Annotated in this window: 7 protein-coding genes and 3 pseudogenes; 5 read left to right on the plus strand and 5 right to left on the minus strand. The window is 68.0% G+C overall.

Annotation, left to right across the window (positions count from 1 at the left end; translation table 11 throughout):
- Positions 1 to 67 precede the first annotated feature (67 nt).
- From AV521_RS42025 to AV521_RS47220, 3 genes and pseudogenes are all read left to right on the plus strand, one after another.
- The gene (locus AV521_RS42025) at positions 68 to 2,050 is read left to right on the plus strand and encodes an alpha-L-fucosidase (protein WP_076096804.1); all 1,983 of its coding nucleotides are present in this window, start codon (positions 68 to 70) and stop codon (positions 2,048 to 2,050) included.
- Positions 2,051 to 2,082: 32 nt separating this feature from the next.
- Positions 2,083 to 2,304, plus strand: a pseudogene (locus tag AV521_RS53065) (poly(3-hydroxybutyrate) depolymerase); the annotation flags it as partial.
- A gap of 2 nt (positions 2,305 to 2,306) precedes the next feature.
- Positions 2,307 to 2,589: pseudogene (locus tag AV521_RS47220) on the plus strand (IS5/IS1182 family transposase); the annotation flags it as partial.
- 364 nt (positions 2,590 to 2,953) lie between these two features.
- Here AV521_RS47220 and AV521_RS42035 read toward each other — a convergent pair.
- Entirely contained in the window at positions 2,954 to 4,612 is a 1,659-nt protein-coding gene (locus tag AV521_RS42035) for an FG-GAP-like repeat-containing protein (protein ID WP_076096806.1), read from the minus strand.
- 905 nt (positions 4,613 to 5,517) lie between these two features.
- A pseudogene (locus AV521_RS42040) lies at positions 5,518 to 5,658 on the minus strand (IS5/IS1182 family transposase); the annotation flags it as partial.
- 182 nt (positions 5,659 to 5,840) lie between these two features.
- Between AV521_RS42040 and AV521_RS42045 the strand changes: the two are divergent.
- Positions 5,841 to 6,191, plus strand: coding sequence for a hypothetical protein (locus tag AV521_RS42045; protein ID WP_076096808.1), 351 nt, complete (start codon positions 5,841 to 5,843; stop codon positions 6,189 to 6,191).
- Between the two features lie 4 nt (positions 6,192 to 6,195).
- Here AV521_RS42045 and AV521_RS42050 read toward each other — a convergent pair.
- The 3 genes from AV521_RS42050 to AV521_RS42060 form a co-directional block, all read right to left on the minus strand.
- Positions 6,196 to 7,073 (minus strand): IS5 family transposase gene (locus tag AV521_RS42050; protein WP_107481163.1). Its coding sequence is split into 2 segments (ribosomal slippage): positions 6,196 to 6,251 and positions 6,251 to 7,073, totalling 879 coding nucleotides; the frame shifts between segments, so codons are not numbered across the junction.
- Positions 7,074 to 7,898: 825 nt separating this feature from the next.
- Positions 7,899 to 8,864 (minus strand): alpha/beta hydrolase fold domain-containing protein, encoded by a 966-nt coding sequence (locus AV521_RS42055; protein WP_076096810.1) that lies wholly within the window; start codon positions 8,862 to 8,864, stop codon positions 7,899 to 7,901.
- Positions 8,865 to 8,884: 20 nt separating this feature from the next.
- Positions 8,885 to 9,652, minus strand: coding sequence for an SDR family NAD(P)-dependent oxidoreductase (locus tag AV521_RS42060; RefSeq protein WP_079249675.1), 768 nt, complete (start codon positions 9,650 to 9,652; stop codon positions 8,885 to 8,887).
- A 101-nt stretch (positions 9,653 to 9,753) separates the two neighbouring features.
- On the opposite strand from AV521_RS42060, the gene AV521_RS42065 reads away from it, so the two are divergent.
- Positions 9,754 to 10,320 carry a TetR/AcrR family transcriptional regulator gene (locus AV521_RS42065; protein ID WP_076096814.1) on the plus strand — a complete coding sequence of 189 codons (567 nt, stop codon included), beginning with the start codon at positions 9,754 to 9,756 and terminating at the stop codon, positions 10,318 to 10,320.
- Positions 10,321 to 10,628 lie beyond the last annotated feature (308 nt).

Here is a 10,628-nt window from a genome sequence, read left to right on the forward strand (position 1 = left end):
TGCCCTCTGAGATCTGCCCTCTGAGATCTGGGACCACCCACCCCGTCAATGACGCCGAGAGGCCCCCATGACTTCCTCACCCCTCCCGATCAGCCGGCGCCGGCTGCTGGCGGCGACCGGCGCGGCAACGGCCCTCGGCCTGCTGCGGTTCGCCCCCGAGGCCGCCGCGACCGACGGCCCCACGAGCTACACCGCGAGCTGGCCCTCCGTGGACCAGCACCCCCCGGCTCCGGCCTGGTTCAAGGACGCCAAGTTCGGCATCTACTACCACTGGGGCGTCTTCAGCGTCCCCGCGTTCGGCAACGAGTGGTATCCGCGCAACATGTACGTGGGCGGCTCGGCCGAGAACCAGCATCACATCGCCACCTACGGCGACCCCTCGGCATGGCCGTACAACAACTTCATCGACGGAGCCCGCGACAAGGCGGGCAACTTCGTGCAGTTCGCCCCCAAGCTCGCCTCGCAGGGCGGCCACTGGGACCCGGACGCCTGGGCGCGGCTGTTCAGGGCCGCGGGCGCGCGGTTCGCAGGACCGGTCGCCGAGCACCACGACGGCTTCTCCATGTGGAACAGCCGCGCCAACCCGTGGAACTCCGTCCGGCACGGCCCCGGACTCGACCTCGTGGGACTGCACGCGCAGGCCATCCGAGGGCAGGGCCTGAAGTTCATGGCGTCCCTGCACCACGCCTACCACTTCAACGGCTACTACGACCATGTGCCGTCCCAGTCGGACCCGGCCCTGCGCATCCTCTTCGGCCAGCAGGGCTCGGCCGCGGAGAACAAGCTCTGGTACGACAAGCTGGTCGAGGTCATCGACACCTACCAGCCGGATCTGCTCTGGCAGGACTTCGACCTGAACCTGGTGCAGGAGTCCTACCGGCTCCAGTTCCTCGCGCACTACTACAACCAGGCCGTCTCCTGGAACAAGGACGTGGCCGCGACCTACAAGGACGGACTCGACAACAAGGGCGAGGTCTTCGACTTCGAGCGCGGCGGCCCGGCAGGACTGCTCACCCCCTACTGGCTGACCGACGACAGCATCTCCTCCTCCAGCTGGTGCTACACGGTGGGCATCGGCTACTACTCGACGCAGGCACTGCTGCACTCGCTGATCGACCGCGTCAGTAAGGGCGGCACCATGCTGCTGAACATCGCCCCGATGGCCGACGGCACCATCCCCTCCGGACAGCAGTCGATCCTGCTCGCCATGGGGGACTGGCTAGGCCGCTTCGGAGAGGCGATCTACGGCACCCGCTCCTGGACCAGTTACGGCGAGGGCCCCACGCCGATGGGCGGAGGCTCCTTCAGCGGCCCGGTGGGCGGTACGCCGAAGGACATCCGGTTCACCCGCAGCCAGGACAACAAGGTGCTCTACGCCACCACGCTGGGCTGGCAGGGCGGCACCACGACCATCACGACGCTGAACTCCAACCGGATCAACCTCAGCAGCCTGACCGGCGCCCAACTGCTCGACAACACAGCCGGCACCTACGTCAACCTGCCCACCCCGACACAGGACGGCACCGGCCTGCACCTGGCCATGCCCTCGTCGAACCCGCCGTTCAGCGCATTGGCGTACACGGTCAAGCTCACCTTCTCCGGCGAGATTCCCGTTCTGGGCGCACCGGGCGGCTCGAAGACCTGGGTGAAGATCGCCAACGTGACCAGCGGGCTGGTGCTCGACAGCGGGGGCAATGTCGCCGCCGGCTCCAACCTCAAGCAGTGGAACTACGACGGCAGCACCAACCTGCAGTGGCAGCTGATCGACCTCGGCAACGGCTACTACCGCATCATCAACCGCACAAACGGCATGACCGCCGACAGCTGGGGAAACTCCGCCAACGGCGCTCCCGCCCGGCAGGAGACCTGGAACGGCGGCAACAACCAGCAGTGGTCGCTGGTCGGCCTCGGCGGCGACCGCTACCAGATCGTCAACCGCGGCACCGGCACCGCGCTCGATGGCAGCGGCAGCACCACGGTGGGCTCGACCGCGGTGCTGTGGACGCCGAACTCCAGCACCAACAACGCATGGACCATCACCGGCGTGTGAACCGCCCCCCACCACCACGGAAGAAGGAGTGCATGAAACGCACACCACTCTTGACGTCCATCGCGGCAGCGTTACTTCTCGTCCTGTCGGCTGCGGGCTCCTCGTTCGGCAGCGGCCTCGGGACGCCCGCGTCGACCACACCCACCGGCGCCCTCCGGGCGACCGCCGGCTGCGGCAAGGCCCCGACCCTGACCAGTGGCAGCCACACGATCCAGAGCGGCGGCCAGACACGCAGTTACATCCTGCGGGTCCCATACTGGTCACGCCCGGATAATGGGGCGACGCCCCGCAGATGATCCCGGTCCTGGAACGCATTCGCGTTCCCCGTCCGACTCGCGGCCGCCCCCGCACACGGTCGGACCACCTGAGCGGCGTACTCATCGCGCCGCAACCGCCGCTACGACCAGCAGGCCCACCGCCAACGCCGTGGCGGCAACGGTGGCAGGCCCACCCGCTTTGACCTGGGACGCTATGCCCGCAGGAACGAAGTCGAACGGCTGATCAACTGGTTGAAGATCTACCGAGCCGTCGCCACCCGTCCGGGAGCGGTCCAACGCCTCTCCCAACTGATTGTGTCCGCCGCCGGTCACCGGGTTGCACGGCGTGCGCAGCGAGGAACGAGCCCGCAAACTCGCCGCCGCACTCCACGCCGCCCTGTACGGCGACCTCGGCCTACTGGCCCACGCCGTACCCGACGCTTCCGCCTGAGAGGCCGGCAACCGGCCCCGAGCGAGGCGGCCGGCGGGCTTCCGGGTCCCAGATGTTCGGCGGGGCGAAGCTCGACCTCCTCCGCAAGCGTATACTCCCCGGGGCGAACCTCAGGATGCGTCGGGCTGGGGCGGTCGCGCGCGACGATAGTCCGCTCGGCTCGGAGCGCCGCCGCTGGGCCGTGCGTCGACCGGATCACGCGGCAGGAACGAGGTTCTCCTCGGTACCGAGGTGGTTGGCGGTGGTGTCGATGTACATCGTGGTCTCGCCGTCGGACCAGCGGACAACGAGGTCGTCGGTACGGCCGTTGCCCGTGAAGTTGCCGGCGGTCATGACCGTGTTGTGGGTCCAGGTCGAGTTGGCGTCCTGGACGCGCGACGCGCTGCCCAGGCCGGAAGTGCCGGTGCCGACGTAGCTGTCGAGCTCGCCGTTCGCCCACTGGACCATCAGGTCCCACTTCTGGTTGCCGGAGAACTCACCGGCGGTCAGCAGGTTGGCGTCCTTCCAGGAGTGGTTCGACTTGTCGGGGTCGACGAGCTGGTACTCCTGGCCGAAGCTGCCCGCACTGACGTTGGTGTAGAGGGTGACCTCGCCGTCCGACCAGCGAACGATCAGGTCGGTGGCGTACTGCTGCGCGTTGAAGCGGCCCGCGGCGATCTGGGTGGCGTACTTCCAGAGGTGGGTCTTGTTGGGGTCCGCCATCTGAGTCCCTGCCCAGTTCAGGCCGTTGGAGCCGACGTCGCCGTAGAGCGTGACCTCGCCGTCCGACCAGCGCACCAGCAGGTCGGCCTGGTTCGAGCCGGTGAAGTCACCGGCGGTGATGGTCTCCGCGTGCGGCCAGGTGGTGTTCTTGGCCATCAGCTGGCGCTCGCTGGTGAAGTTGCCTTGGCCGTCGCTGTTGTAGAGGGTGACCTCACCGTCCGTCCACACCACGATCATGTCGCTGCGGCCCTTGCCGTTGAAGTCACCGGAGGCCATCAGCTGGGCGTGCTGCCAGGTGTCGCCGCCGCCCAGCGAGTACGGGAGCGGGGGCTGGTCGTACGAACTGCCGTGGTTGATTTTTTGTTGGTCGGCCTTGGCCTCCTCGTAGAGACGGAAGAACCAGTCGCCGTGCACCGGGCTGTAGGTGATGTAGTCGACGTTGGCGTCATTGCCGCCGCCGTTGTAGCCGCCGACGCTGCCGACGATCACACCGGTGCCGGAGGCCGTGTCGATCTTCGAGAACCAGGGGCCGCCCGAGACGCCGCCGTACATGCCCCGGCACAGAGCCTGGATCTGGTAGAAGCCGGACAGGGCCCGGGTCTGGACCGGACAGCGGACAGCGTGGTCCTCCGAGTCGTACGCGGCCTTGGGGTAACCGACCATCGTCAGGTTGTTGTTGTAACCCGGAGTACGGGCGAGGGTGTTGGCGCCCACCACGTCCTGGGCGTTCTTGCCGCTGGGCGAGACCGCGAGGCTGCCGAAGGCGAAGTCCAGGTCCGAGACCTTGCTCTTGATCTGGTGCCCCGCCGGATACCGGTTGTCCACGAACCAGTGGCCGACGCGGTAGAACCCGTACTCCTGCTTGTCCAGCGGGTACTCGGTGCGGTACCAGGGCACGAACACCGCCTTGCCGCCGGCGCAGTGCCCCGCGGTGAGGATCAGGTTGTGTCCCGGGCTCTCCACCACGCTGGCCGTGCACTCGTGCGCCTGCATCTCGCCGGTGGTCGGGTCCTTGTCATAGCTGAAGAGGGTGCCGACCGACTTCATGCCGAGGAAGTGCTCGGCGGTCGGCATGCTCGCTGCCAGTCCCCGCTGCCGGACATTGGCGTTCGGGGTTACCTTGCGCTTGGCGGGGTCGACCGCCGAGGCCATGCGCTGGGGCGTCCAGAATTTGAGGGCGTCCGCGTCCGTCCAGCCGCTCTTGTCGGTCGGCTTGGCAGTGGGCAGACCCTTGCTCGGGGAAGGCGAGGGCAGTTTCGGCGCCGGGGTCGCACCGTGCCTCGCGCCAACGGAGGGCGTGCCTACGGGGGTTGGGACGGGTCTCTGCTTGCCGCCGTCGGCGTGGGCGAGCCCGGAGCCGCCCGTCAGGAACACCGCGGCGCTGACTGCCGAAACGGCGATGCGCTGTATTCGATGTGCGTGAGGTACGCAAGGAAGAACCTTCCTGCTCATGAGGAAACTCCGGACCGGATCGACCGGAGAAGTCTGGAATGCCCGGGAGGAGCCGGGCAGGAGAAGGTGTTGCGCCGTGGGCGCCGCATGGTTTGCCCTACACAGTTCACGTGACCGTCCAGGTCACCACCCCGTTGCCCCCGAGCCAGCCGGGTCGGGCGGGGGAACCGTAACCGACAGCCGCCAGGTGGCGAGCATGACATGACATACAACCGGAAGGCGCACAAAGCCAGTTACGGCATAAGCGGTCAAATCACGGCGAGATGTGCATGCCGCGCTGAAGGTCCCAAGTTCCTGGCCATGTGGCCTGGTGCAGGTATGTCAACCCGTCAATTCGATGCAGCCCTTTCCCCGGCAGGGGTTAAGGATCTCGCGATCTCGCGGCCTTGTCGTCAGCACACAGTCCACAACGCACTTGGCACAGAGAGCACGACTCGCCATGTGGGGCATCGGCCCGGCATGAACCATCGGGGGCCGATAGGGAGGGCTTCCGGGCGGACACTGCCGCCCTCGTGGAGACGGTCCGCCGCTTCCTCGCCAACGCCCGACGCGCCGAAATGACCGCGCCCCATGCATCTGGTGACCACTAGGTTCTGTCTGGTGGGTTACGCGCGGAGCCAGAGTCGGATGGCCGTGGCGGTCACGGTGCCGTGAAAGACGTACGCCCTCTTGTCATAGCGTGTGGCGACGGCCCGGTAGATCTTCAACCGGTTGATCAGCCGTTCGACTTCGTTCCTGCGGGCATAGCGTCCTAGGGCCTGTCCGATGGGTCAGCGCTGATCCGCGCATTTGGTGTCATTTCGAACATAAGATCCTGTCCTCCCTGTTTTGGGTGAAGCGTTGCCTGGGCTCTGTCCAAGGCTGACGTGCTGCGCTGTGCTGGCTTCGTCCACTGAGGTGCCGGGTTCGGCTCGACAGAGGAGGACTTATGAGGTCACTATGCGGGCGGCGAGGGCTCAGGAAAGCCGTCCTGGCGGGAGCGTCGGCGCTCGCGCTGCTGACGGCGACGGCGGGCAGCGCGCAGGCGGCGTCCGGCACATACACCTACGTCACACCGTCAGGGCAGATCATCCAGGGCCAGGACCCGCCCAGCGACACGTGCATCCCGCTCACCGGGGGCGCGGTGAGGTTCTCCAACGACACCACCGACACTGCCTTCCTCTACGCCAGCGGATCATGCAGCGGGCAATGGGGCGAACTCGTCGGTACCGGCGCCACATGGGACGCGCCCACGGGCGCCCAAGCCATGGGCGTCCGCTTCGGCTCGGCCCCCGGGTAGGTCATCAACGGACCCACAGCCGGATCGCGGCGAGGGTGACTGTGCCCTGGAAGACGTACCTCTCTTGTCGTATCTGGTTGCTACGGCCCGGAATCCCTTGAGGGCGTTGACGGTCCGTTCGACCTCGTTCCTGCGGGCATAGCGGGCCCGATCAAAGCCGCTGGGCCGGCCGCCACGGCTTCCGCGGCGTTGGCGGTTGGCCCGCTGGTCCCGGCGCTCGGGAATCGTGTGCCGGATCTGCCGTCGCCGCAGGTAATGGCGGTTCCGGCGTGAGCTATACGCTTTGTCGCCGCACAGGTAGTCCGGACGGGTCCGCGGGTGCCCACCGGCTGGCCGCGGAACACGGATACGGTCCAGGACCGGGATCAGCTGAGGAGCATCATCCCACTGTCCAGGCGTGATGAGGATGGCCAGCGGGCGGCGTCCGCCCTCACTCGCCAGATGGATCTTCGTAGTGAGCCCACCACGTGAACGGCCGAGCGCCTCGTCGGGGCGATGCCGGGCAGGGTGACGGCGTCGCCCCGGTATCAGAGTCAATCGGCGGCGGGCTCCTGCTGCGTGCTGGTGGGCACGGCACACTGTGGAGTCCACACTGACTACGCTCCAGTCGATCCGGCCTTCCGCATCCGCGTCAGCCTGGACGGACCGCAGGATTCTCTCCCAGGTGCCGTCGGCCGACCATCGGCGATGGCGATCGTGGCACGTCTTCCACTTCCCGAATCGCGTGGGCAGGTCCCGCCACGGTATGCCGGTCCGCTGACGGAAGAGGATGCCGTTGATGACGGTGCGGTGGTTCTTCCAACGCCCGCCCCGACCCACGCTCTTCGGCAGGTGTGGCTCCAGCCGAGCCCACTCTTCGTCCGACAGATCACCGCGCCCCACACGGGCCGGAACGACATGAACGTGGACCAGTCACACGACCCGTCGGACAGGCCCTAGGACCATCCCCGCACGCGCGGGGAGCACACCTCCACTGCGCGAGGCCTGCTCGCGTACCGGGGACCATCCCCGCGGCCGCGTGGAGCACATCATCAGGGCCGTGGGGCTGGCCTTGATCTGGGGACCATCCCCGCGGGCGCGGGGAGCACACTGGCTGACCCGCTTTCTTACCGCGTTGTCGGCTCGCTTTTCATCACTTTCATCGAATCCGGCATCACTGGCAAACCGCCCTTTCGCCCTGCTGAGGTGTAGCCCACGACCCCTGTCACCGACGACCGACTCATGGTGCTCATCGGGTACTTCAGCTGCAATGCCAGCTCGACGCGGTTTGCCGGTCGCCAACACGCCAGCAGGGTAAAGGGCAGCACTGACCACCACAGGCAGCATGCCGTTGCAGCAGGGCGCAGGTAGAGCCGCCGCGCCTGCCGGTGCCGCCGACAGCAGACACGCTCACAGCCACCCGCGCCCGCGCAGGGAGCAGGATGGCTTTGTTCGTGACGAAGGGCAGCAGTTGGTCACGGATTCGGAAGGCAGCCGACGTTGAGAAGCAATTCGAAATGGTCGTGGGTTTCGACAGCACCGGTGCCTCCTGCCTCGGTACGGATACCTGGGTTGTCTGCTGAGTCAATGCTCGACGTCCGTGGTCGTTGAGGCCGGTCGGTTGGATGCCGGGGGAGGACCTCTGGCCGGGCGGTCCGGCGGGATTGCCGGTGCATGGTGCGCCGCCACCGGCGAAGTCGGCAGCGGCGGTGTCGCGAAAAGGGTTCTTCACCTGTGGAGGTGGCGGCGCAGGTAGTCGTGCCAGGTCTGTTCGAAGGTTTTGGCGAGGGCCGACTGCGGGGCGAACACGTCCCACGCGTGGAAGGCGTGGGCGTAGACGTGCAGGTCGACTGGGACGCCGGCGGCGATCAACCGCTGTGCGAAGTCGATGTTCTCGTCGCGGAAGACGTCTAACTGGGCGACGGCGATGAAGGTGTCCGGCAGGCCGGTTACGTTGGTGGCGCGGCCGGGTGCGGAGTACGGGTGGACGTCCGGGGCTCCCGTGCGGTCACCCAGTACGGCGGCCCAGGCGTACAGGTTCTCCCGGCGGTCCCAGATGCCGAGGTTTACGATCTCGTGGCTGGACGGGGTTTCGTTGCGGTCGTCGAGCATCGGGTAGTTCAGTGACAGCAGTCGCGGGCGGCGGTCGCCGCGGTCGCGGACCATGAGTGCGGTGGCCGTGGCGGGTGCCCCGCCGCCGCTCGCGCCGGCGAGCCCGATCCGGTCCGGGTTGATTCCGTTCTCGGCGGCGTGCTCGGCGAGGTACGTGTAGGCCAGGTAGCCGTCCTCGGCCGCGCCCGGCGCCGGGGTCTGCGGCGCCAGCCGGTAGTCGACCACGGCCAGCACGATGTCGAGTTGCAGGGCCACGGCCGCGCCGTACGCCCATGCCACGCGGTCGTGGGCGCTGCCGAGGACCTGTCCGCCGGCGTGGAAGTAGACCAGGGCCGGCCGGGCGCGGTCGGCGCTGCCCGGGTGGAACATCACCACGTCGAGCAGGCTCCCGTCCTGCCGGGGGAGGCTCAGCGTCTCGATCGTGACGCGCGGATCCGGGTCGGGCGCGGGGAACCGTTCGCCGGCCGTCCGTATCTGTTCACGGAGCGCGGGGATGTCGGAAAGGTCCAGCAGAGCGCCGTTCGGGCCCTTGGGCATGGCGGCCAGCGCGGCTGCGAGTTCGGGGTCGATGCCGTAGTCCATGGTCTCTTTCCTCTGGGGGATCAGAACAAGGGGGGCTGGCCGCTGCCGGCGGTGATGCCGCCGTCGACGGGCAGGATGGTTCCGGTGATGAAGCGGGCGTCGTCCGAGGCGAGGAACGTGACCGCGCCGGCGATGTCGGCCGGGGTGCTGTACCCGGTGAGCGCCCGGCGCTGGTTGAACCGTTCCACCAGGTCCGCGGCCATGGGGTGATCGGCGTGTTCCGCCCCGATCGTCAAGGCCGGGGCGACGGTGTTGACGCGGATGCCGAACGGGCCGAGGTCGAAGGCGAGCCCGCGGGTGAAGTTCACGACGGCGCCCTTGGCCGCGTTGTAGGCGGTGAGCATCCGGTCGCCGCCCAGCCCGGAAGCCGAGGCAATCTGCACGATGCTGCCACGGCTCTGCTTCAGGTACGGCAGCGCGGCCTGTGCTCCGAAGAAGCAGCTGTCCACATCGGTGCTCATGACCAGCCGCCAGTCGGCGAGCGTGGTCTCCTCGAACTCCTTGCCCAGACCCACGCCGGCGTTGGACACCAGCACGTCCAGGCCGCCGAACCGGTCCGCGCCGGCCTCGGCCATCGCTCGCACGGCATCCTGTTGGGTGACGTCGGTGGCCACCGCCAGTGTCCGGTCCGTCCCGAGTTCGGCCGCGAGCGCCTCCAGCCGGTCCTTGCGGCGCGCCGCGAGTACGACGTTCGCTCCCTCCGCAGCGAATCGCCGGGCAATGCCCACCCCGATCCCGGAGCTCGCGCCGGTGACGACCACCGTCTTTCCATCGAAGCGCCGTTCCACGTGAGCGACCTCCAAAGTATGTGTCAGTCACTGACTCGAAACTTGTCAGGAACTGACACTACGTTGAGTCAGTCACTGACGCAACGTGCTACGGTTGGCGCATGCCAAGAAGTGGGGAAGCGGTGCGCCGGCGACTCCTGCAGGCCGCCCTTGAGCTGTTCACCGAGCGCGGCTTCGACCAGACACCGGTCGAAGCCATCGCCGCCCGTGCCGGTGTCACCGAGCGCACCTTCTTCCGGCACTTCGCCGACAAACGCGAGATGTTCTTCGACCGCGAGAGCGAGCTCCGCGACCTACTCGTCCAGGCCATCGCCGCCGTCCCGCACGGCACGAAACCACTGCCGACCCTGCGCGCCGCCTTCCACGAGTCGGTGCCCCTCTTCGAACGCAACCGCCCGATCACCGAGCCCGGCGCCCGCCTCGTAGCCGAAACCCCAGCCCTGCAGGAACGCGCCCTGGCCAGGCGGGCCATGCTGGTCACCGCGTTGACCGATGCACTGCGGGCCCGCGGCGCCGACGCCCGGACCGCGCCGCTGTGCGCCCAGGTCGGCATGGACACCTTCGCCATCGCCACCCACCGCTGGATGCAGGACCCGTCGGTCCCCCTCCACGACCAGATCGACCAGGCATTCCGCGAACTGCGGCTCGCCACCGCCACCCTCAAATAGCCAAAACCGCCGACTCGGGTACGGCCGGGCCGACACGCCTCGGCCCGGCGGAAACGGCGTCACGGCCGGGTCGGCGTTGCCGGACTGAGGGTGTGGACGAGCTGCGACACCGAGGGCCATCCCCGCGGGCGCGGAGAGCACCCGTCGGGGTAGGTGGTGGCGACCTGCGGCTGGGGACCACCCCCGCACGCGTGGGGAGCAGCCCGTGTTGGGATCCCAAGACGCCGACCACACGGGACCATCCCCGCACGCGTGGGGAGCAGACTCACTGAGCTTCTTCAGCGGTGACTCTCCAGGGTGAGGACGGC

It is taken from the genome of Streptomyces sp. IMTB 2501 (assembly GCF_001953885.1).
In the GTDB taxonomy this organism is placed as follows: Bacteria; Actinomycetota; Actinomycetes; order Streptomycetales; family Streptomycetaceae; genus Streptomyces.